This is a genomic window from Pseudomonas sp. D1-1 (genome assembly GCF_051132225.1).
Taxonomy (GTDB): Bacteria; Pseudomonadota; Gammaproteobacteria; order Pseudomonadales; family Pseudomonadaceae; genus Aquipseudomonas.
The window spans coordinates 1063341-1085017 of record NZ_CP071676.1 but is presented as its reverse complement, the minus strand read 5'-3'; the positions used below and the strand labels follow the sequence as shown (position 1 = coordinate 1085017).

Annotated in this window: 22 protein-coding genes and 1 other RNA gene; 6 read left to right on the top strand and 17 right to left on the bottom strand. The window is 60.5% G+C overall.

What is annotated here, in order from left to right; genetic code table 11:
• Positions 1-4: 4 nt before the first annotated feature.
• The 9 genes from mraY to rsmI all read right to left on the bottom strand — a co-directional run bounded on the left by mraY (position 5) and on the right by rsmI (position 8947).
• Complete coding sequence (gene mraY, locus J3P86_RS04775) at positions 5-1087, bottom strand: phospho-N-acetylmuramoyl-pentapeptide-transferase (RefSeq protein ID WP_339478079.1); 1083 nt, start codon at positions 1085-1087, stop codon at positions 5-7.
• Complete coding sequence (locus J3P86_RS04770; RefSeq protein WP_434699550.1) at positions 1087-2454, bottom strand: UDP-N-acetylmuramoyl-tripeptide--D-alanyl-D-alanine ligase; 1368 nt, start codon at positions 2452-2454, stop codon at positions 1087-1089. Before J3P86_RS04770 ends, mraY begins: the two co-directional genes overlap by 1 nt.
• Positions 2447-3910: a UDP-N-acetylmuramoyl-L-alanyl-D-glutamate--2,6-diaminopimelate ligase gene (locus J3P86_RS04765; RefSeq protein ID WP_434602871.1), complete on the bottom strand. Its 1464-nt coding sequence runs from the start codon at positions 3908-3910 to the stop codon at positions 2447-2449. The genes J3P86_RS04770 and J3P86_RS04765 overlap by 8 nt, the downstream gene beginning before the upstream one ends.
• Positions 3910-5649, bottom strand: a complete 1740-nt coding sequence (locus J3P86_RS04760) for a peptidoglycan D,D-transpeptidase FtsI family protein (protein WP_305501351.1) — start codon at positions 5647-5649, stop codon at positions 3910-3912. Before J3P86_RS04760 ends, J3P86_RS04765 begins: the two co-directional genes overlap by 1 nt.
• The gene (ftsL, locus tag J3P86_RS04755) at positions 5649-5942 is read right to left on the bottom strand and encodes a cell division protein FtsL (protein WP_003178214.1); all 294 of its coding nucleotides are present in this window, start codon (positions 5940-5942) and stop codon (positions 5649-5651) included. Before ftsL ends, J3P86_RS04760 begins: the two co-directional genes overlap by 1 nt.
• On the bottom strand, positions 5939-6886 hold the full coding sequence (gene rsmH, locus J3P86_RS04750) for a 16S rRNA (cytosine(1402)-N(4))-methyltransferase RsmH (RefSeq protein ID WP_305496646.1): 948 nt from the start codon (positions 6884-6886) through the stop codon (positions 5939-5941). Before rsmH ends, ftsL begins: the two co-directional genes overlap by 4 nt.
• Positions 6883-7338 carry a division/cell wall cluster transcriptional repressor MraZ gene (mraZ, locus tag J3P86_RS04745; RefSeq protein ID WP_003205355.1) on the bottom strand — a complete coding sequence of 152 codons (456 nt, stop codon included), beginning with the start codon at positions 7336-7338 and terminating at the stop codon, positions 6883-6885. The genes rsmH and mraZ overlap by 4 nt, the downstream gene beginning before the upstream one ends.
• Positions 7339-7646: 308 nt before the next feature.
• Positions 7647-8000: RNase P RNA component class A (rnpB, locus tag J3P86_RS04740), an RNA gene on the bottom strand.
• Positions 8001-8074: 74 nt separating this feature from the next.
• Complete coding sequence (gene rsmI, locus J3P86_RS04735; protein ID WP_434625955.1) at positions 8075-8947, bottom strand: 16S rRNA (cytidine(1402)-2'-O)-methyltransferase; 873 nt, start codon at positions 8945-8947, stop codon at positions 8075-8077.
• 251 nt (positions 8948-9198) lie between these two features.
• Between rsmI and J3P86_RS04730 the strand changes: the two genes are divergently transcribed.
• The 4 genes from J3P86_RS04730 (at position 9199) to J3P86_RS04715 (ending at position 12638) form a co-directional block, all read left to right on the top strand.
• Entirely contained in the window at positions 9199-11010 is a 1812-nt protein-coding gene (locus J3P86_RS04730) for a penicillin-binding protein activator (RefSeq protein ID WP_434699549.1), read from the top strand.
• The gene (locus J3P86_RS04725) at positions 11010-11372 is read left to right on the top strand and encodes a YraN family protein (RefSeq protein ID WP_434569741.1); all 363 of its coding nucleotides are present in this window, start codon (positions 11010-11012) and stop codon (positions 11370-11372) included. Before J3P86_RS04730 ends, J3P86_RS04725 begins: the two co-directional genes overlap by 1 nt.
• Positions 11373-11469: 97 nt before the next feature.
• Positions 11470-12063, top strand: a complete 594-nt coding sequence (locus J3P86_RS04720) for a phosphoheptose isomerase (protein ID WP_007928463.1) — start codon at positions 11470-11472, stop codon at positions 12061-12063.
• Positions 12060-12638 carry a BON domain-containing protein gene (locus J3P86_RS04715; RefSeq protein WP_030139689.1) on the top strand — a complete coding sequence of 193 codons (579 nt, stop codon included), beginning with the start codon at positions 12060-12062 and terminating at the stop codon, positions 12636-12638. Before J3P86_RS04720 ends, J3P86_RS04715 begins: the two co-directional genes overlap by 4 nt.
• 318 nt (positions 12639-12956) lie before the next feature.
• Here the strand turns inward: J3P86_RS04715 and J3P86_RS04710 are convergent, their stop codons facing one another.
• From J3P86_RS04710 to rplM, 7 genes are all read right to left on the bottom strand, one after another.
• Positions 12957-13367 carry a ClpXP protease specificity-enhancing factor gene (locus tag J3P86_RS04710; RefSeq protein WP_434569742.1) on the bottom strand — a complete coding sequence of 137 codons (411 nt, stop codon included), beginning with the start codon at positions 13365-13367 and terminating at the stop codon, positions 12957-12959.
• Between the two features lie 16 nt (positions 13368-13383).
• A complete protein-coding gene (locus J3P86_RS04705; RefSeq protein ID WP_003178195.1) occupies positions 13384-14001 on the bottom strand; it encodes a glutathione S-transferase N-terminal domain-containing protein in 618 nt (205 codons plus the stop codon).
• A 152-nt stretch (positions 14002-14153) separates the two neighbouring features.
• A complete protein-coding gene (locus J3P86_RS04700) occupies positions 14154-14936 on the bottom strand; it encodes a cytochrome c1 (RefSeq protein WP_305496653.1) in 783 nt (260 codons plus the stop codon).
• Positions 14936-16147, bottom strand: coding sequence for a cytochrome b (locus J3P86_RS04695; RefSeq protein ID WP_434625960.1), 1212 nt, complete (start codon positions 16145-16147; stop codon positions 14936-14938). Before J3P86_RS04695 ends, J3P86_RS04700 begins: the two co-directional genes overlap by 1 nt.
• A complete protein-coding gene (gene petA / locus J3P86_RS04690) occupies positions 16147-16740 on the bottom strand; it encodes a ubiquinol-cytochrome c reductase iron-sulfur subunit (protein ID WP_305496657.1) in 594 nt (197 codons plus the stop codon). Before petA ends, J3P86_RS04695 begins: the two co-directional genes overlap by 1 nt.
• A 257-nt stretch (positions 16741-16997) precedes the next feature.
• Positions 16998-17390 carry a 30S ribosomal protein S9 gene (gene rpsI / locus J3P86_RS04685; protein WP_003228056.1) on the bottom strand — a complete coding sequence of 131 codons (393 nt, stop codon included), beginning with the start codon at positions 17388-17390 and terminating at the stop codon, positions 16998-17000.
• A gap of 14 nt (positions 17391-17404) precedes the next feature.
• Positions 17405-17833: a 50S ribosomal protein L13 gene (rplM, locus tag J3P86_RS04680; RefSeq protein ID WP_003205365.1), complete on the bottom strand. Its 429-nt coding sequence runs from the start codon at positions 17831-17833 to the stop codon at positions 17405-17407.
• Between the two features lie 245 nt (positions 17834-18078).
• Here rplM and J3P86_RS04675 point away from each other — a divergent pair, with 245 nt between their 5' ends.
• On the top strand, positions 18079-19119 hold the full coding sequence (locus tag J3P86_RS04675; protein WP_198796609.1) for an NADP(H)-dependent aldo-keto reductase: 1041 nt from the start codon (positions 18079-18081) through the stop codon (positions 19117-19119).
• A gap of 126 nt (positions 19120-19245) precedes the next feature.
• Here the strand turns inward: J3P86_RS04675 and J3P86_RS04670 are convergent, their stop codons facing one another.
• Positions 19246-20382, bottom strand: coding sequence for an acyl-CoA dehydrogenase family protein (locus J3P86_RS04670; protein ID WP_434625962.1), 1137 nt, complete (start codon positions 20380-20382; stop codon positions 19246-19248).
• A 244-nt stretch (positions 20383-20626) separates the two neighbouring features.
• On the opposite strand from J3P86_RS04670, the gene J3P86_RS04665 reads away from it, so the two are divergent.
• Complete coding sequence (locus J3P86_RS04665) at positions 20627-21523, top strand: GlxA family transcriptional regulator (protein ID WP_434631484.1); 897 nt, start codon at positions 20627-20629, stop codon at positions 21521-21523.
• The last annotated feature ends 154 nt before the right edge of the window (positions 21524-21677 follow it).

Below are 21677 nucleotides of genomic sequence, written 5' to 3'. Positions count from 1 at the left end.
CGTTCTACCTCAGCTTCAGGGTGGCAAGGCCGACCAACACGAGAATCACGGTGATAATCCAGAAACGGACGATCACACGCGGCTCGGGCCAGCCCTTGAGTTCAAAATGGTGGTGTATCGGCGCCATGCGAAATACCCGGCGGCCGGTCAATTTAAAGGAAGCAACCTGAATGACGACTGACAGGGTCTCCATCACAAACACGCCGCCCATGATGAACAGGACGATTTCCTGGCGAACGATGACGGCGATGGTGCCCAGGGCCGCGCCCAGCGCCAGCGCGCCGACGTCGCCCATGAAGACTTGCGCCGGGTAGGTGTTGAACCAAAGAAAGCCCAAGCCGGCACCGATCAGCGCGCCGCAGAATACGATCAGCTCGCCCGCCCCCGGTACATAAGGAATCAGCAGGTATTCAGCGAATTTCACGTTACCCGACAGGTAGCAGAAGATCCCCAGCGCACCACCGACCATCACCGTCGGCATGATCGCCAGGCCGTCGAGGCCGTCGGTGAGGTTGACCGCATTGCTCGAACCGACGATCACCAGGTAGGTCAGCACGATGAAACCTGCGCCCAGCGGGATGCTGTAGTCCTTGAGCATCGGCAGGATCAGGGTGGTTTCCACCGGCGAGGCGGCGGTCATATAAAGGAAGATCGCCGCGCCGAGGCCGAACACCGACTGCCAGAAATATTTCCAGCGGCTTGGCAGCCCACGGGAGTTCTTCTCGATGACCTTGCGGTAGTCGTCGACCCAGCCAATGGCGCCGAAAAACAGCGTCACCAGCAGCACGACCCAGACGTAACGGTTCGCCAGGTCGGCCCAGAGCAAGGTGCTGATACCGATGGACGACAGGATCAGCGCGCCGCCCATGGTCGGGGTGCCGGATTTGGACAGATGCGACTGCGGGCCGTCGTTACGAACCGACTGACCGATCTGCAGGCTCTGCAGGGTGCGGATCATCCACGGGCCCAGGAACAGCGACAACGACAACGCGGTCAGCACACCCAGGATCCCGCGCAGGGTCAGGTACTGGAAGACCGCGAAGCCTTTGTGGAACTGTTGCAGGTACTCCGCTAGCAGCAGCAGCATTAATGTTTCTCCATACGGGTGCCGCACAAAGCCGCAACGATGTTTTCCATCGCCGCACTGCGTGAGCCCTTGATCAATAGGGTGGTGTTCGGGTCTTGCTCGGCGCCCAGGGCCTGTATCAGCTCGGCCTGCGTGGTGAAATGCTGTGCGTGCTCGCCAAACGCCGCCACGGCGTGGGCCATCATCGGGCCGACGGCATACAGCGCATCGACCTTGCCGCGCGCGTAGGCACCGACATCGTGATGGCCTTGCTGCGCCCACTCGCCCAGTTCACCGATATCCCCCAGCACCAGCACGGTGCGACCGGAGAAACCGGCAAGGATATCCACAGCGGCGCACATGGACGTCGGGTTGGCGTTGTAGGTGTCGTCGATAACGCGCATGCCGTTGCTCGCCAACTGCGCGACGCTGCGTCCCCTGACCGGTTGTACGGCGGTAAGCCCGGCAACGATGCCCGGCAACGACACACCCAGCGCATGGGCGGCGGCCGCGGCGGCCAGGGCATTGGCAACGTTATGCGTGCCAAGCAGGTTCAACTGCACGCGCTCCGCGCCATCAGGGCTGTGCAGGTTGAAAGCCGGGCAACCACGGGCGTCGCGATCCAGGTCGCTGGCGTAGAAATTCGCCGCCAGGTTGCTCAGGGCGAAGCTCAGCACCTTGCGCTCCCCGGCCCGGGTCTTCCAGATTTCGAAGGCTTTATCGTCGAGATTGAGCACGGCGATGCCATCGTTAGCCAGCCCTTCGATGATCTCGCCCTTGGCCTCGACAATTTTCTCGGGGCCGCCGAACTCGCCGACATGGGCGGTCCCGGCGTTGTTGAGCACCGCCACGTGAGGCTTGGTCATGCCGACCGTGTAGGCAATCTCGCCGAGCCGTGAAGCGCCGAGTTCGATGACCGCGGCGCTGTGCTCCGGCGCCAGTTCGAGCAGGGTCAAAGGCACGCCGAGGTCATTGTTCAGGTTGCCACGGGTCGCCAGGACCGGACCGCGTGTGCGCAGGATGCTCGCGAGCATTTCCTTGACCGTGGTCTTGCCGCTGGAACCGGTGATGGCCGCGACCGGATTGGCAAACGCCGCGCGATTCAGCGCACCGAGCTGGCCCAGGGCCTGGCGAGTGTCGCTGACCAGCAACTGCGGCAGCGTGCTGTTGCTTACTTCCCGCTCGACCAGTGCCGCGACCGCGCCTTTGGCTGCCACCTCGTTGAGGTAATCGTGACCGTCGAAACGTGGTCCGGCCAGAGCGACGAACAACTGCCCCGGCGCGATCGCACGGCTGTCGATGCTGACGCCGTCGAACGAGGCGTCCGCGGCGATCAGGCGCGCATTCAAAGCGTTGCTCAGCTCGCTGAGCTTCAAGGCCTTAAGCATGGGCCACCTCCCACGCGGTCAGGGCGTGATCGGCTTCCACCAGATCGGAAAAGGCCTGGCGCACGCCGTTTATTTCCTGGTAGTCCTCGTGCCCCTTGCCGGCCAGGACGATGACGTCGTCCGCCGAAGCGCTGGCGATCAATTGGGCAATGGCCTGGCCACGCCCGGCCACGAAGGTGACGTTATCGACCTCCGAGAAACCGGCGCGGATGTCGTCGAAAATGCGCGCTGGATCTTCACTGCGCGGATTGTCATCGGTGACCAGCACGCCATCGGCCAGTCGTTCCACGACCTCGGCCATCAATGGGCGCTTGCCGCGATCACGATCGCCGCCGCAGCCGAACAGACAAAGCAACTTGCCCTTCGCGTGCGGGCGCAGGGCCGTGAGGACTTTTTCCAGTGCATCGGGGGTGTGGGCATAGTCGACCACCACCAGCGGCTGGGTTCCGCCGCCCAGGCGCTGCATGCGACCGGCCGGACCTTCGAGTTTCGGCAGCACCTTGAGAATTTCGTCCAGGGCATAGTCCAGCCCGAGCAAGGCGCCAATGGCGGCCAACACGTTGCTCAGGTTGAAACGCCCCAGCAAGGTGCTGCGCAAGTGGTGCTCGCCCTGGGGTGTGACCAGCGTGGCGCGCACGCCTTCGTCATCGAACTGCGCCTGACGGATATAAAGGTAGGCGCTGGGGTCTTCCTGGCTGTAGGTGATCAACCGGGACTCGCGCTGCTCGGCGGCCAGTTGGCGGCCGAACTCGTCATCAATGTTGATGACCCGGCACTTCAGATCGTTCCAGGCGAACAGCCTGGCCTTGGCTTCGCCGTAGGCTTGCATGGAGCCGTGGTAGTCCAGGTGATCCCGGGACAGGTTGGTCAGCACCGCGACGTCGAACGCCAGTGCAGTGACGCGACCCTGATCGAGGCCATGGGAAGAGACTTCCATCGCCACGGCCTTGGCGCCGGCCTTCTTCAGGTCGGCCAGGGTCGCCTGCACGGCAATCGGGTTCGGCGTGGTGTGCAGGCCGCTTTGCAGCGCGCCATGGAAACCGTTGCCCAGCGTTCCGACGATGCCGCAATGCTGGCCGAGCAGATCCAGCGCCTGCGCCACCAACTGGGTAACGCTGGTCTTGCCGTTCGTGCCGGTCACGCCGATCAGGTTCAGGTGACGGCTCGGTTCGCCATAAAAACGCCCGGCGATGTCCGACAACTGCGCCGCCAGTCCCTTGACCGGGATCAGCGGAACATCAGTGATCGGCAGCACGGTTGCGCCGTTCACTTCATAAGCCACCGCCGCCGCGCCGCGCTTCAAGGCGTCGGCAATGTGGTCCCGACCATCGAAACGGGCACCCGGCACCGCCAGGAACAGGTCTCCGGCGCGCACGTCGCGGCTGTCGAGGGCCAGCTCGCGAATCAGCAGGTCATGCCCGGCGTGGGCAAAAATCTTGTTCAGGCTCAGGGACATCAGCCACGCCCTCCGTCGGCTTTCAGGGGGACGACCGGGGCGGTACTCGCCTGCTGGGTCGGCGGCAGGTTATCCGGGGTGATGTTCATCAGGCGCAGGGTGCCGGACATCACTTTGCTGAACACCGGCGCCGATACCAGGCCGCCGAAATAACCGGCCTTGCTCGGTTCGTCGATGACCACCACGATGGCATAGCGCGGATCGCTCATCGGCCCGAAGCCGGCGAACAGCGAACGATAGGAATTCTCGGCATAACCCTTGGTGCCCACGGAAGTCTTGCGCGCCGTACCGGACTTGCCGGCAACGTGATAGGCCGGAACCTGAGCGCGATAGACACCGCGCGGCGCCTCGATCACCTGTTGCAGCATGCCCTGCATGGTCTTGGCGACGTCCTCAGGGATTACCTGGGTGGTTTGCGGCGCCTTGTCGGTCTTGATCAGCGTCAGCGGGGCAATACGGCCATTGTTAGCCAGCGCGGAAAACGCGTGGACGAGCTGGATCGCCGTCACGGAAACACCGTAGCCGTAGGACAAAGTGGCTGTTTCCGCCTTGCGCCATTCACGATAGTTGGGCAGGTTGCCGACGCGCTCGCCTGGGAAGCCCAGGCCCGTGTCCTGGCCGAGGCCGATCTTCTGGGCCAGGCGATAAATCGCCTCGCCACCGATATCGAAGGCGATCTTGCTCATGCCGACGTTACTGGAATTGATCAGGATGCCGGTCAGGTCGAGCACCGGTCCTTCGGTCTTGGATACGTCACGAATGGTGTACTTGCCGATCTGCAACGTTCCCGGATAGACCTCGACGGTGTCGCTCGGCTTCCAGCGCCCGGTTTCCAGGGCGGCGGCCATGGACACGGCCTTCATCGTCGAACCGGGTTCGAACACGTCGATCATCGCGCGGTTGCGCATCATCGCCGGCTGCAGGTTGCGACGGTTGTTCGGGTTGTAGGTCGGCTGGTTGACCATGGCGAGGATCTCGCCGGTCTTCACGTCCATGATCACCAGGCTGCCGGCCTTGGCACCGTTCTCGACGATGGCGTTGCGCAGCTCGCGGTTGGCCAGATATTGCAGGCGCAGGTCAATGGACAACGCCAAGGGCTTGCCGGCCTTGGCGTTTTTGGTGACCTGGACATCCTTGATCAGCCTGCCGCGCCGATCCTTGATGACCTGGCGCTTGCCGGCGACACCGGCGAGCCATTCGTCGTAGGCCAGCTCGACCCCTTCCCGTCCCCGGTCATCGATGTCGGTAAACCCGACCATATGGGCGGTGACCTCACCGGCCGGATAAAAACGCCGAAACTCTTCGATGCCGTAGACCCCCGGCACTTTCAGGTCGAGCACGCTCTGGCCTTGCTCGGGCGTCAGCCCGCGCACCAGATAGATGAATTCCTTGTTGGCCTGGGCTTCGAGGCGTTCGGTCAGAGCCTTGGGGTCCTGGCCGAGGGCGGCAGCCAGCGCCGGCCACTTCTCCTTGGCCTGCTGCATTTCCTTGGCGTTCGCCCACAAGGTGGTCACTGGTGTGCTGACAGCCAGCGGCTCGCCATTGCGGTCGGTGATCAGGCCACGGTGAGCCGGGATCGGGATATGACGCACGCTACGGGCGTCGCCCTGCTCCTTGAGGAAGTCACGGTCGACCACCTGCAAGTCGATGATGCGCCACGAGATGGCCGCGACCATGATCCCGAGCAAACCCAGGACCAGGCGGAACCGCCACGGGAACAGCGCCCCTTCGAGCTTCATCATGGCGCCACCATCTGCACTTCAGCCGCACCGGGGATGCGCATCTTCAGCTGTTCGGTCGCCAGGACTTCGATACGGCTGTGGGCGGTCCAGGTACTTTGCTCCAGGATCAACCGACCCCACTCGGCCTGCGCCTTGTCGCGCACGCTGAGCTCGTTGTAAAGGGTGTTGAGCAACTGCCGGTTCCAATGCGCGCTGTAGGACACGGCAATGGCCGAAACGAGCACGCCAATAAACAGCAGCAGCATGAAAAAGCTGCCGCCTGGCAGGGGCTTGGCGAAGAGCTTGCTCACCGCAACTTCTCCGCGACACGCATGACGGCGCTACGGGCGCGAGGGTTGGCCTTGAGCTCGGCCTCGGAGGCGAACTGCGCTTTGCCATGAATCTTGATTTTCGGTACGAACGCCTCGAAACGCACCGGCAGATTGCGCGGCAGGTTATCGGCTTCGCCTTTGGTGAGCTTGCGCATGAACAACTTGACGATACGGTCTTCCAGGGAATGGAAGCTGATCACCACCAGGCGCCCACCGATTTCCAGTGCCTCGAGAGCGGCTTCGAGACCGGCCTCAAGATCGCCCAATTCGTTGTTGACGTGGATACGCAGCCCTTGGAAAGCCCGGGTCGCCGGGTTCTTGCCTTTTTCCCAGGCAGGGTTGGCAACCTTCAGCACTTCGGCCAGATCACCGGTACGCTCGAACGGCTTGATGTCGCGACGCTCGACCACCGCGCGCGCCATGCGCCCGGAAAAACGTTCCTCGCCGTACTCCTTGAACACGCGGGCGATTTCTTCTACGGACGCGGTATTGACGAATTCAGCCGCGCTGATGCCACGGGACGGATCCATGCGCATGTCCAGCGGACCGTCGTTGAGAAAACTGAAGCCGCGTTCCGGGTCGTCCAGCTGCGGCGAAGACACGCCCAGGTCAAGCAACACGCCGCTGACCTTGCCTGCCAGGCCGCGTTGGGCGACTTCCGAACCGAGCTCCGCAAAGCTGCGCTGCACAACGACAAAGCGGCCGTCTTCGGCCGCTAGCGCTTGCCCGGTGGCAATCGCTTGAGGATCCTTGTCGAACCCCAGCAGCCGACCGTCCGGACCGAGCTGGCTGAGAATCAGCCGGCTATGCCCGCCACGCCCGAACGTGCCGTCCAGATAGCAGCCATCAGGACGTACGGCGAGAGCCTCGACGGCTTCGTCAAGCAGTACGGTGATGTGGTTAAAGCCGCTATCAGTAGTCACAGGATCAAATCACGCAGTTCATCAGGCATGGCGCCCGGTTGTTGAATAGCAGCAAGGTCGGCGGCAGAAACCGCATTCCAGGCATCTTCGTCCCACAGCTGGAACTTGTTCAGTTGGCCCACCAGCATCGCGCGCTTGTCCAGCTTGGCGTACTCGCGCAGACGCGGCGGCACCAGGAAACGACCGCTGCCGTCGAGTTCGAGGTCGACGGCATTACCGATCAGCAGGCGTTGCAGGCGACGGTTCTCTTCCCGCAGCGAAGGCAGTGCGCGCAGTTTGGTTTCGATGATTTCCCACTCATCGAGAGGGTAAACGCATAAACATGGATCAACGGCGTCGATCGTGACGATTAACTGTCCTGAACTTCGCGAAACGAGCTCGTCACGATACCGGCTCGGCATGGCGAGACGGCCTTTTGCATCGAGACTGATAGCGTTAGCTCCGCGAAACACGTCAGCGTTTCTCCACTTTTTGGCGTTTTACCTTCAAAAAAACCCACTTCATGCCACTTTCCGCCACTTGCGCACACTATAGGAATGCGCCCACCGCACCGTCAAGGCACGGAATGAAGGAAAAGCCTTATAGATCGGAGATTTAGGAGCGTTTCAGGAGGGGCAACAAGAAACTGACGTAGGAAAATTCGCTTTAACTCGAAGGCACACAGGGGACTGCACGCTGAAGTTAAAGTGATTTATTAAGAGTAAGATTTTTTTGATCTTAGGAACTGCTTCTGCCATTGATTCCGGCAGGGAGGGAAAAGGTGGAGAGTCGATCTGTAAGCCGGGTTCTGTCTTGAACAGTCATTCGTCTACGATGGCCATCACTGGACATCTTTAGCAACCTACCCGGTCCCAGCGCGGGCCACGCCTTGGGACCCTATTTGGTCTTGCTCCAAGTGGGGTTTACCTAGCCACGAACTGTTGCCAGTCGTGCGGTGCGCTCTTACCGCACCTTTTCACCCTTACCGGCGCCGAAGCGCTTAGGCGGTTATTTTCTGTGGCACTTTCCGTAGGCTCGCGCCTCCCAGGCATTACCTGGCACTTCGCCCTATGGAGCCCGGACTTTCCTCCCCCCCCTAATTTTCATAGAGGGCAGCGACTGTCCGATCGACTCTCCGCCGCGAAGGTTAACGGTAGCGCGCCCGAAGAACAAGCGCTAAAAGCCCTTGGCCAGCTTGGCGCGCCGGTTTCATTGGGCCTTCTGTTTATCCAGCGCAGCCTGATACAGCACATTCTTGCGCTCGCCGGTGATCTGCGCGGCGAGGGCCGCCGCTCGCTTGAGGGGCATTTCCTCCAGCAACAGATCAAGGATGCGCATCGCTTCGCTACTGACGGCGTCTTCGTCCTGGGGCGGTGTCCAGCCCGCGACCAGCACCACACACTCGCCACGCTGCTGATTGCTGTCGCTTTCAACAAACGCACGCAACTGCGCCAGAGGCAGCCCCTTCAAGGTCTCGAAGGTTTTCGTCAGTTCCCGAGCCAGCAATGCCTGGCGCTCGGGACCGAACACCAGCTCCATGTCCTGGAGACATTCGAGGATACGGTGCGGCGCCTCATAAAAGATCAGCGTTCGAGGTTCCTCCTTTATAGCTTCCAGGCGCCCTCGCCGCCCCACCGCCTTGGCCGGCAGGAAACCTTCGAAGATAAACCGGTCCGATGGCAAGCCGGCCGCCGACAACGCCGCGATCAATGCGCAGGCACCTGGCACCGGCACTACATTGATACCGGCAGCGCGGGCCTGGCGCACCAGGTGGTAACCCGGATCGGAAATCAGCGGCGTGCCGGCATCGGAAATCAGCGCCACATTGTCGCCGGCCAGCAGACGGGTAATGAAACGACTGCCTTCGTCCCGTTCGTTATGTTCATGGCAAGCTGCCAATGGCGTGGAAATACCGAAGTGCTGCAGCAGACGCTGGGAGTGACGCGTGTCTTCGGCGGCGATAAGGGCGACCTCGCCAAGGATCTTCAGCGCGCGGGCGCTGATATCGTCCAGGTTGCCGATGGGCGTCGCCACCACGTAAAGCGAGCCGGCAGCGGAATTCAAAGCACCTGGAGCAGTCAAAGCGCACACCTCATGATCATGAAAGTGGGCATTGTAGCGTGTGCCGCCATTCTCAGCCGCTCACATTAACCCTTGTGGCGAGGGAGCTTGCTCCCTCCCACGGGGTCAGACATTCGAGTGAGCAGCATCTTTGTGCTGCAATGCACGCTTTGAAATACCTAAATTGATCGATTCACACCACTAACATCGCGCCCCGGCCAGTGCTTGGGTACAATTCGACGCTAATTTGATCTCGTATCAGGAACACTTACATGATCGCTTGCCTGCGGCTGCTCTCCGCCCTCTGCCTCGCTGCCCTCCTGGCGGCTTGCGTCAGCTCGCCCTCGTCCAGCCTTGGCGAACTTCCACGGACCCCGGACGCCAGTATCGAGCAATTGCTCGAACAGGCCGCCCAGAGTAAAAACCCGGAACAAGCCGCCCTGCTGCGCTTGAGCGCCGCCGACCTGGCCTACCGCCAGGGCAATGCTGGCCAGTCCGCACAGATCCTGCAACAAGTGCCGATGGAGCAGCTCAAGCCCGGCCAGCAGATTTTCGCCAACACGTTGTCAGCCGAACTGGCGATGACGCGCAACCAGCCCAAGGCCGCGCTGACTTCGCTGAGCCATCCGAGCCTGCAGCACCTGAGCGAAATGCCCGTGGAGCAGCAAGTCCGCACCGGTACCGTCCGCGCTCGCGCCCTGGAGGCCGATGGCCAGACCCTGGCCGCCGCCCGCGAGCGGATCTTCATTGCTCCGCTGTTGGAAAACGAAGCGCAGGCAAAAAATCACGAAGCCATCTGGACACTGATCGCCTCGCTGCCCACCGATCAACTGCAACCGACCACTACCGACGATCTCGGTGGCTGGCTGAGCCTGGCCAAAGCCGTGAAAACCGCCGGCACCCTGGAGCAGCAGCAAGCCGCCATCGACAGCTGGCGCGAACAGAACCCGAAACACCCTGCCGCACTCCAGTTGCCGACGCCGCTGGTCAAGCTCAAGGAGCTGGCAAGCCAGCCACTGGGCAAGATCGCCGTGTTGCTACCGCAGAATGGCCCGCTGGCCGCGGTCGCAAAAGCACTGCGCGAGGGCTTCATGGCCGCGCATTACCAGGCCCAACAGGCCGGGCAGAAGCCGCCGAGCATCCAGTTCTATGACAGCGCCAGCCTGACCTCGATGGACGAGTTCTATCGCAAGGCCCAGGCCGACGGCGTACAGCTGGTGGTCGGCCCGTTGGAAAAACCATTGGTCAAGCAGATCAGCACCCGCCCGCAATTGCCGATCACCACCCTGGCGCTGAACTACAGCGAAGGCGAACAAGGCCCGCCGCAACTGTTCCAGTTCGGCCTGGCGCCTGAAGACGAAGCCCGCGAAGTCTCCCGGCGCGCCCGCGCCGACGGCCTGCATCGTGCAGCCGTGATGGTGCCGAAAGGCGAATGGGGCGATCGCGTCTTGAAAGCCTTCAGCCAGGATTGGCAGGCCAATGGCGGGACCATCATGGCAATCGAGCGTGTCGACCAGCCGGTGCAACTGGCCCAGCAGATCGCCGACATGTTCCAGCTGCGCCAGAGCGAAGGTCGCGCCAAGAGCCTGCAAAGTACGGTAGGCACCGCGGTCGCGGCGCAGCCATCGCGTCGCCAGGACATCGAGTTCATTTTCCTCGCGTCGACCCCGCAGCAGGCCCAGCAGATCAAGCCGACCCTGAACTTCCAGTACGCCGGCGACGTGCCGGTCTACGCGACCTCCTCGGTGTTCAGCGTCAGCGGCGACCAGAACCAGTACAACGACATGAACGGCGTTCGCTTCTGCGAAACCCCATGGCTGCTCGACGCGAACGATCCGCTGCGCCAGCAGGTCACCGCGCAGTGGCCCCAGGCGGCCGGCAGCCTGGGCCGGCTGTACGCGATGGGCGCTGACGCCTATCGCCTGGCTCCACGCCTCGGCCAGCTCAAGGCCCTGCCGGACAGCCGCATCGAAGGCCTGTCGGGTAGCCTGGCTGTCTCCCCGACCCAGCGCGTGCAACGTCAACTCCCTTGGGCGCAGTTCGTCAACGGCCAGGTCCAGCGCCTGCCGGACACTCCGCGCTGATGCCCGACCGATCGCGCCAGCAAAGCGGCAGGGATGCCGAGGGCCTCGCCCTCGCGCATCTTGAGCAACACGGCCTGCGACTGCTGGCGCAAAACTGGCTGTGCAAACGCGGCGAGCTGGATCTGGTCATGCTTGACGGCGATACAGTAGTATTCGTCGAAGTCCGCTACAGAAAAAATACCCAATGGGGTGGCGCGCTCGACAGCATTGACCAGCGCAAGCGCCAGAAGCTGGTTTTCGCCGCGCAGTATTTCCTGCAACGCGAGTCTCGCTGGGCCGATCATCCTTGTCGCTTCGACGTGGTTGCCATCGATAGCAACGTCGACCAACTGAATTGGCTGCAAAACGCCTTCGACAGTTGAGCGCAGCCGAGCCGGACACCTTCACTCAACTTTTTTGCTCTTTGCTTTGCGCGCCGCACATTTGTGCCGATAAGTCGCGCTACTTAAGGTCACACAGATGGACATGCAATCGCGAATCCGCCAGCTTTTTCAGGCCAGCATCGACACCAAGCAACAGGCGATGGACGTACTTGCACCGCACATCGAGCAAGCCAGCCAAGTGATGGTCAATGCCTTGCTCAACGAGGGCAAGATGCTTTCGTGCGGCAATGGCGGTTCGGCCGGCGACGCCCAGCACTTCTCTTCGGAACTGCTCAACCGCTTCGAGCGCGAACGTCCGAGCCTGCCGGCCATCGCACTGACGACCGATAGCTCGACGATTACCTCGATCGCCAACGACTACAGCTACAACGAAGTGTTCTCCAAACAGATCCGCGCCCTCGGCCAGCCTGGCGATGTGCTCCTGGCGATCTCCACCAGTGGCAATTCGGCGAATATTATTCAAGCGATCCAGGCCGCACATGATCGCGAAATGATTGTCGTAGCATTGACCGGTCGCGACGGCGGCGGCATGGCTTCACTGCTGTTGCCTGAAGACGTCGAGATCCGCGTACCGGCCAATGTCACCGCACGTATTCAGGAAGTCCACCTGCTGGCGATCCACTGCCTTTGCGACTTGATCGACAGCCAACTGTTCGGGAGTGAAGAATGACCCCTAATCGCCTAGGCCTTTTGGCCCTGACCCTGTGCCTCGGCATCAGCGGCTGCACATCGGTGGTTAACGCCAGCCGGGAAAAGCCGATTGAAGACGACCGCGGCACCCGCACCTTCGGCAGCAAGATCGACGACTCGTTGATCGAAACCAAAGTGGGCGTGAACATTGCCAAGGCCGACCCGGACCTGGACAACAATTCGCACATCGTCGTCACCAGCTTCAACGGCGTTGTGCTGCTGGCCGGCCAGACGCCCCGCGCCGACCTCAAGGCCAAGGCCGAACAGGAAGCCAGCGCCGTGCAGAGGGTCAAGACCGTGCACAACGAACTGCAGGTCCTCCAGCCCTCTTCGCTGCTGGCTCGCCAGAACGACGCCTGGCTGACCACCAAGATCAAGACCCAGATGCTCACCGACGCCAGCATTCCTGGTTCGCGCATCAAGGTTGTGACAGAGAACGGGATTGTCTATCTGCTGGGGTTGCTGACCAAGCAGGAGGCCGCGCAGGCGACCAATCTTGTTCAGGGTGTGTCTGGGGTGCAGAAGATTGTGAAGTTGTTTGAGTACATCGACTGATATCAAGCGCTCATTCGCTCAAGAAAAACGGCGTCTGCTCCGCGATGGAGAGGCGCCGTTTTTTTACGGGATATTCCTTAAAGCCGACCTGGTTTCGGTGGGTTTTGCATTTTCTCTGTGGGAGCGAGCCCGCTCGCGAAGGCAAAGTATCAGCCGATCAAAATGTCGGATGTGGTGGCCTCTTCGCGAGCAGGCTCGCTCCCACGGGATATCTGTGATGCACATGGGTACCGATTGGTGGGGCACTCAAAAAAATGCCCGCATCTCACGACACGGGCATTTTCTCAACCAAATAACCAGGCTTTCACACAGACCCGATCACTTCACCACTTTCAAACTAGGCCGCCCGCTAGGACGCGGCGGCTCATCGTCGGGCGGCAGATCCTCATCCGCCTCGAACTCTTCCTCACCGTCCAACGGCACTTCCAGCTCGAATACCATTCCCTGGCCATTCTCCCGGGCATAGATCCCCAGGATGGAGGCAATCGGCACGTACAGCGTATGCGGCACCCCACCGAAGCGCCCCTCGAAACTGACCGCATCGTTGTCCATGTGCAAATGACGCACAGCGGCCGGCGATACGTTCAAGACAATTTGCCCGTCATTGGCAAAACCCTGCGGCACCTGTACCGACGGATACTCGGCATTGACCAGCATGTGCGGGGTGCAATCGTTGTCCACAATCCACTCGTAGAGCGCGCGGACCAGATAAGGTCGACTGGAGTTCATAGCGGCTCCCTAAGCCTTAGCGCATGTCACGTTCGACACCAGACAGACTCGCCTGGAAAGCCTCACGCGCAAATTGGCGCTCCATATAATCAAGCAACGGCTTGGCGGGCCGTGGCAGTTCGATACCCAGGATCGGCAAACGCCAGAGTATGGGCAATAGGCAGCAATCCACCAGACTTTGTTCCTCACTGAGGAAAAACGGCTTGTCGACAAACAGCGGCGACACGCCTGTCAGGCTTTCGCGCAATTCCTTGCGCGCCACGACACGCGCCGGCTCCTTGGTCCTGGAATCCAGGATCAGGTCCACCAACCCGCACCAGTCACGCTGGATGCGATGGATCAGCAAACGACTGTTGGCACGCGCGACCGGGTACACCGGCAGCAACGGCGGATGCGGATAACGCTCATCCAGGTACTCCATCACCACGGTCGACTCCCACAGTGCCAGGTCACGATCGACCAGCGTGGGCAGGCTGCCGTAAGGGTTCACCTCGATCAGCTTCGGCGGCTGACGGCCCGCTTCGACGTAAATGATCTCGGCGCTGACACCCTTCTCGGCCAGTACGATACGTACCCGGTGGGAATAGTGGTCGGCGGGGTCGGAGTAACAGGCCAACCGATTGGTCACGCCCATGGCGATCCTCCTCGCTTGTTGAAATTATCGAAAAACGGAAAAACGAGCGCGCCCAGAGGGCGTCTCCCGTAACCACCTGGCCGACCAGGCTCGTTACACCTTCAGAGACGCCCTTGGGCGCGCACGATTAACAGCAACGGCTTACAGCTTTATCAATGCACGTCTTTCCAGTATTCACGCTTGAGCAGATAAGCGAATACGAAGAAGAACGCCAGGTACAGCAATACATACGTACCGATGCGCTGATGTTCCAGCTTCACCGGGTTGGCCGAGTAGGCCAGGAAGGTCACCAGGTTCTTGACCTTCTCGTCGAACTGCTCCGGGGTCAGGCTGCCGGAGTTCGGCACGATGGTCAGCTGGTCGCAGGCTTCATGGGTCAAAGCGGTGCCGGTCAGCGGATCATATTGCTTCTTGCCGTCCTCGACGATCTGAACCTGCTTGCAGCCTATCACCTGACGACCCTGCAGGCCGACCAGAACGTTCGGCATGCCGACGTTCGGGAAGACCTTGTTGTTCACGCCCCAAGGGCGCGCCGGGTCTTCATAGAACGAACGCAGATAGCCATAGAGCCAGTCGGTACCACGCACGCGCGCCACCAGGGTCAGGTCGGGCGGCGCCGCGCCGAACCAGGTCTTGGCATCCGCCGGCTGCATGCCGATGTTCATGTGGTCGCCCAGCTTGGCGCCGGTGAACACCAGCTTTTCAAGCATCAACTCATGGGGAATACCCAGGTCATCGGCCACGCGCTCGTAGCGCTGGAACTTGGCGCTGTGGCAGCCCATGCAATAGTTGGCGAAAGTACGGGCGCCGTCCTGCATGGCCGCTTTGTCGGAAACGTCGATGTCGACTTTTTCCAGCTCCGGACCACTCGATGTGGACGCAAAGGACAGAACAGGCAAAGCAGCAAGAATCAGTACAGAAAATAGCTTTTTCATCAGCCAGCCACCCTTTCCGGAACCGGTTTGGTCTTCTCGAGCCTGGTGTAGAACGGCATCAGAATGAAGTAGGCGAAGTACAGGAAGGTGCAGACCTGCGACAGCAGCGTCCGGCCCGGTGTCGGTGCCAGCACACCCAGCACGCCGAGGATCACGAACGAGATGCAGAACACCCAGAGCCAGATCTTGCTCAGCCAGCCCTTGTAGCGCATCGACTTGACGGGGCTGCGGTCCAGCCAGGGCAGGACGAACAGCACGGCAATCGCGGCGCCCATGGCAATTACGCCCAGCAGCTTGTCGGGAACCGCCCGCAGGATCGCGTAGAACGGGGTGAAGTACCAGACAGGGGCAATATGCTCAGGGGTCTTGAAGGCGTTGGCCTGTTCGAAGTTCGGCTTCTCGAGGAAGTAGCCGCCCATTTCCGGGAAGAAGAACACGATCGAACAGAAGATGAACAGGAAGACCACCACGCCGACGATGTCTTTCACGGTGTAGTACGGGTGGAAGGCGATGCCATCCAGCGGCACGCCGTTCTCGTCCTTGTGTTTCTTGATGTCCACGCCATCGGGGTTGTTCGAACCGACTTCGTGCAACGCCAGGATGTGCAGCACCACCAGGCCGAGGATCACGATCGGCAAGGCCACGACGTGCAAGGCGAAGAAGCGGTTCAGGGTAATGCCCGAGATCAGGTAGTCACCGCGGATCCACTGGGTCAGGTCATCGCCGATGACCGGGATAGCACCGAACAGCGAGATGATCACCTGGGCGCCCCAGTAGGACATCTGGCCCCACGGCAGCAGATAACCCATGAAGGCTTCGGCCATCAGCGCCAGGTAGATCAGCATGCCGAACACCCACACCAGCTCACGCGGCTTCTGGTACGAACCGTAGAGCAGGCCACGGAACATGTGCAGATAGACCACGATGAAAAACGCCGAGGCGCCGGTGGAGTGCAGCAGACGCAGAATCGAGCCGTACTCGACATCACGCATGATGTACTCGACGGAGGCAAACGCTTCCTCCGCCGACGGGGTGTAGCTCATGGTCAGCCAGACACCGGTAACGATCTGGTTGACCAGGACGAGCAAGGCCAGGGAGCCAAAAAAGTAGAAGAAGTTGAAATTCTTCGGCGCGTAATACTTGCTGAGATGGTCTTCCCACATTTTGGTCGCGGGAAAGCGCGCATCAAACCAGTCCATTAATTTGCTCATCACGCTTTCTCCGTATCGACGCCAACGACAATGATGTCGTCCGACTCATAGGAATGCGGGGGAACTGGCAGGTTCAGAGGTGCAGGCTGCGATTTGTAGACGCGACCGGCCAGGTCATAGTGGGAGCCGTGGCATGGGCAGAAATAACCACCGACCCAGTCTTTGCCCAGGTCGGCAGGCGCCACTTCGGGACGGAACGTTGGCGAGCAACCCAGGTGAGTGCAGATCCCGATCAGCAGCAGCACTTCCGGCTTGATCGAACGGGTTTCAGGGTTGACGTACTCCGGTTGGACCGAGTTCTTGGAAGAGGGATCGGACAGCTGGCCCTCGATCTTTTTCAGATTCCCCAGGATCTCCTCTGTACGGCGGACGATGAATACCGGCTGGCCGCGCCACTCAGCAATCATCTGCTGGCCTGGCTCGATCTTGCTGACATTCACTTTCACCGGTGCGCCTGCGGCTTTCGCCTTGGCACTGGGAAACCATGACCCCACGAACGGGACCGCAGCCCCCACCGCTCCTGCAGCACCCACCACGGATGTGGCTGCTACCAGGAAGCGACGCCGGCCTGCATTCACGCCGTCATTGCTCATTCAGTCCTCTCCCATCAGCTTTGTGGCCTGTTAAATCAGGCGTCTACTAAGTAAAAATCTGAACTTATAAAAATTTTGCCGAATGGTAATGAAAACCCCCAATTCTGACAAGGTAATTACCCAGCGGCGAAACCGCCAGGCCTTGTAGTATAGGGGCTCTACGAATGTGGCAAGTTGTCACAGAGCAATTATTTCGCGCATAAAAAAAACGCCCAGCTCCGTGAGGAACTGGGCGCCTTTTGAACGCGGAAGCGAAATTAACGCTTCGAGTACTGCGGACGCTTACGCGCTTTACGCAGACCGACTTTCTTACGTTCTACTTCGCGAGCATCGCGAGTTACGAAGCCAGCTTTACGCAGGGCGCTGCGCAGAGTTTCGTCGTAATCCATCAGGGCGCGAGTGATGCCGTGGCGGATTGCGCCAGCCTGGCCACTTACACCACCACCGATAACGGTGACGTAGATGTCGAACTTCTCGACGGTCTCGGTCAGTTCCAGCGGCTGACGAACTACCATGCGGGCAGTTTCGCGGCCGAAGAAGTTATCCAGGGAGCGGTTGTTGATGGAGATGTTGCCAGTACCCGGACGCAGGAAAACGCGTGCGGTTGCAGTCTTGCGACGGCCAGTGCCGTAATTTTGAGTCGCCGACATAATGAACTATTCCGTTAAAACTTCAGTTCTTGGGGCTGCTGAGCAGTATGAGGGTGAGCAGCGCCCGCATAAACCTTCAGCTTACGATACATGTCGCGACCCAGTGGGTTTTTAGGCAGCATGCCTTTAACCGCGGTCTCGATCACGCGCTCAGGGGCTTTGGCGATCAGCTTTTCGAAGTTGATCGACTTGATGCCGCCAGGAAAACCGGAGTGGGAGTAGTACATTTTGTCAGTGGTTTTAGCGCCAGTAACACGTACTTGCTCGGCATTGATCACGACGATGTAGTCACCGGTGTCAACGTGAGGGGTGTACTCAGGCTTGTGCTTGCCACGCAGACGGCTCGCGATTTCGGTGGCCAGACGACCCAGGGTCTGACCAGCAGCGTCGACGACAAACCAGTCGCGCTTTACTGTTTCCGGTTTAGCAGTAAAAGTTTTCATTCTTTATAGCCTCAGGGGCCGCCCTGTAAATTAGACGGCGGATCTTACTGAATAGTGCGTACTTTGACAAGTCAAAGGCAGCCGGATACAGACGCTTTCGGGGGCTCGGGTCGGCGCGTCCGTTCAACGGCAAGATTCTTCGGCGGCGGCGCATCACTTCCACTGCAGAAAGAGGTGCGCAATTATGCAGATTGCGAAAAATATTTCAACCTGCTTTTATGATTGTTTTGCCCAAGGAGTCCCTGATGGACTATCGCAAGCTAGGCCGTACCGATCTGAATGTCAGCGCCTTGTGTCTCGGAACCATGACCTGGGGCGAGCAGAACAGCGAGGCAGAGGCGTTCGCCCAGATTGAACGCGCCAAGGGTGCCGGGATCAATTTCCTCGACACCGCCGAGATGTACCCCGTGCCGCCGAAGGCCGAGACCTACGCCACCACCGAGCGTTATATCGGCAACTATTTCAAGAGCCGTGGCGACCGCGCCGACTGGATCCTGGCCAGCAAGATCGCCGGCCCGGGCAATACCATCGACTATATCCGCGACAAGAATCTCAAGCACAACCGCCGCCACATCGTCGAAGCGCTGGACGCCAGCCTCAAGCGCCTGCAGACCGACTGGATCGACCTGTACCAACTGCACTGGCCGGAGCGCAGCACCAATTTCTTTGGCCAATTGGGCTACACGCACAAGGCCGACGAGGATTTCACTCCTCTGGAGGAAACCCTCGAAGCTCTGGACGAACAGGTCCGCGCCGGCAAGATCCGCCATATAGGCCTGTCCAACGAGACGCCGTGGGGCACCATGAAATTCCTCGCCCTGGCCGAAGCCCGCGGTTGGCCTCGCGCGGTGTCGATTCAAAACCCGTACAACCTGCTCAATCGCAGCTTCGAAATCGGCTTGGCGGAAATCGCCATTCGCGAGCAATGCGGCCTGCTGGCCTATTCGCCCCTGGCGTTCGGTTTCCTGTCGGGCAAATACGAAAACGGCGCACGGCCCGCCAAGGGCCGCCTGACGCTGTACAGCCGCTTCATGCGTTACTTCAACCCGCAATCGGAAGCCGCCTGCAGCCGCTATGTGGCACTGGCCCGCGAACACGGCCTGGACCCGGCGCAGATGGCCCTGGCATTTGTTACCCAGCAGCCGTTCGTGACCAGCAACATCATCGGCGCCACCACGCTGGAGCAACTGGACAGCAACATCGCCAGCTTCGACCTCAAGCTGTCGGATGAAGTGCTGGCGGGAATCGAGGCGATTCACAAGGACCAGCCGAATCCGGCGCCTTGATCCATAGGCCCCATCGCGAGCAAGCTCGCTCCCACAAGGGTTCTTTGTCGATCACAAAATAATGATCAGACACAAACCCTGTGGGAGCGAGCTTGCTCGCGATAGCGGTCTAACTGTCCTAATGCATCAAAGCGACCGCGCAATAATCTCCTTCATGATTTCGTTGGTCCCCGCATAGATCCGCTGCACCCGCGCATCAGCCCACGCCCGGGCGACCGGATATTCCCACATGAAACCGTAGCCGCCATGCAGCTGCACGCATTCGTCGAGCACCTTGCATTGCAGGTCGGTGCCCCAGTACTTGGCCATCGCCGCCGTCGGTACATCGAGCTTGCCCTGCAGATGAAGCTCCAGGCAGCGGTCGACAAAGACCCGGCCGATCTGGATCTCGGTGGCCATTTCAGCCAGTTTGAAGCGGGTGTTCTGGAAATCCGCGATGGATTTGCCGAACGCCTTGCGGTCACGGGTGTAATCCAGCGTCCATTGCAGCGCCGCTTCGGCCGAGGCCAGGCCACCGATGGCGACGGTCAGGCGCTCCTGAGGCAGTTCCTGCATCAGGTAGGCGAAGCCCATTCCGGCCTGGCCCAGCAGATTTTCCTTCGGCACGCGGACATCCTGGAAGAACAGCTCCGACGTGTCCTGGGCCTTCATTCCGACTTTCTCCAGGCGCTTGCCTTTTTCAAAGCCCGGCGTGCCCGCCTCCACCAGGAACAGGCTGGTACCTTTGGCCCCCGCCTTCGGGTCGGTCTTGGCGACGACAATAACCAGGTCGGCCAGGAAGCCATTGGTAATGAACGTCTTGGAGCCGTTGATCACGTATTCATCGCCGTCGAGCACTGCTGTGGTCTTCACGCCTTGCAGGTCGGAACCGGCGCCCGGCTCGGTCATGGCGATGGCCGTGACCATTTCGCCGGACACCAGTTTCGGCAGGTATTTATGCTTCAACGCTTCGCTGCCGTAATGCAGGATGTAAGGCGCAACGATATCGGAATGCAACGAGAAACCGATCCCGGTCAGCCCCAGGCGGCCGATTTCCTCGATCACCACCGTGCTGTAGAGAAAATCCGCTTCCAGCCCGCCGTAGGCCTCCGGCAGATGCGAGCACAACATCCCCGCCTCCCCAGCCTTGTTCCAGAGTTGGCGATCGATGTGCCCCTGTTTTTCCCACTGGCTGTGGTACGGCACGGCTTCTTTTTCAAGGAAGGTTCGTACGGTGTCGCGAAACAACTCGTGCTCGGGACTGAACAGGGTTCTGGGGATCATGGCGCACCTTTGGTTATTGTTGGGTGTGGTTATCCGACAGAGCCTAAGCCTGCGGCGTATGAGAGGACACTGGACACATCCGACAAAAAATAAGACGATCCAGCCGTCTGGTGACCACTTTCCCCTATAAAAATAAAGATGAGTTATGTCCATGCACGCCTCCACGCCCTTGCGGCGCGTCAGCATCCTGGCAGTCGACCGGGTTTTCGCTTCCACCCTCATGCAGGCCAAGGATTTTTTCCACCTGGCCAGCCTGCGCTACGGCAAACAGCTTGGCCACGGCCTGACCCCAGCGTTCGAAACCCGGCTGGTCAGCCCTGACGGCAAGCCAGTCAACAGCTTCAGCGATGTGCTCATGCCGGTGGACGGTGGCCTCGAAAATACCGATGTGATCATCCTGCCGGCGTTCTGGGATGACTTTGCCACGCTCTGCCAACATTATCCCCAGGTCCTGCCCTGGCTGCGCGAACAACACGCTCGCGGTGCGGTGCTCTGCGGCGAAGCCACCGGAGTATTCTGGCTGGCCGAGGCCGGGCTGCTCGACGGCAAGGAAGCCACCACCTACTGGCGCTTCTTCAATGCCTTCAAGGAGCGTTTCCCTCAGGTGCACCTGAACCAGGACAAGCACCTGACCGACGCCGACAATCTGTTCTGCGCCGGCGGCACCACGTCGGCCTGCGACCTTTACATCTACTTGATCGAACGCTTCTGCGGCGCCAACGTCGCCCAGGCCGTGGCGCGGGACATCCTGTATGAAGTGCAACGCAACTATTCGCCGGGACGCATCGGCTTTGGCGGGCAGAAACTGCATCAGGACGTGATCATCCTGCAGATCCAGCAATGGCTGGAGGAGCATTTCGCCGACAAGTTCCGCTTCGAGGACGTCGCCCGGGAGCACGGCATGAGCATCCGCAATTTCATGCGCCGCTTCCAGACCGCCACCGGCGACAAGCCCTTGCACTACCTGCAACGCCTGCGGATAGAAACCGCCAAGGGCCTGCTGTCCGGGAGCCGCAAGAGCATCAAGACGATCAGCTATGAAGTCGGCTACGACGACGCGAGCTTTTTCGCACGACTGTTCCGGCAGCACACCGACCTGTCACCGAACCAGTACCGGCAGCAATTCCAGCAGGCGGCGTGAGCACGTCGCTGAACGCAAATTCCATTGTGGGAGCGAGCCTGCTCGCGAAGGCGGTGTGTCAGCTTGCAGGGTTGCTGAACAGGCTCGCCTCTTCGCGAGCAGGCTCGCTCCTACTTTTGATTTCCGCTCATTCATCTTGGGAGATGCCCTACAA